Consider the following 445-nt stretch of genomic DNA (forward strand, 5'->3'; position numbering starts at 1 on the left):
CCTTTTCTTTAGAAGACGAAAAGGGACTGCCCCTAAAAATCACTTTTCATGGCCTTTTGGGACAGCCCCTTTTCTATTTATCGTTATTCTATTCCTCACCCATCTCTTCCAACGCATCCGGATACACAATCGTATCAAACACTTCCCCGGTTTCCGCATCGGTCATTTCGAGCGTGACTTCATAGTTATCAGGGTCTGCGCCGTCGTAGAGTTGATAGAAAAAAAAAAAAAAACCAACTGGTAAAATGAATGCAAGGATCGTGGCACAGCACAGACGCAACAGACATGATAGTCATCGCCAAAGAAACCCAGGCGTAACTCACAGACCACACATCGTAACAATGATACCATCTTCACCCACATTGCAGCGCAACCACGCTCACTCCCTCACACGACATATCCCCAACCGTGCACCACACCATCACAGACATTCCACAAGCAACCC

Annotated in this window: 1 protein-coding gene; it reads left to right on the forward strand. The window is 46.7% G+C overall.

Annotation, left to right across the window (positions count from 1 at the left end):
• On the forward strand, nt 1-185 hold a 185-nt coding region (locus tag BHE18_RS23490; protein WP_216095315.1), incomplete at its 5' end, for a hypothetical protein.
• Between the last annotated feature and the right edge of the window lie 260 nt (nt 186-445).

Origin of the sequence: Rossellomorea aquimaris (assembly GCF_001877785.1) — a bacterium.
Taxonomy (GTDB): Bacteria; Bacillota; Bacilli; order Bacillales; family Bacillaceae_B; genus Rossellomorea; species Rossellomorea aquimaris_A.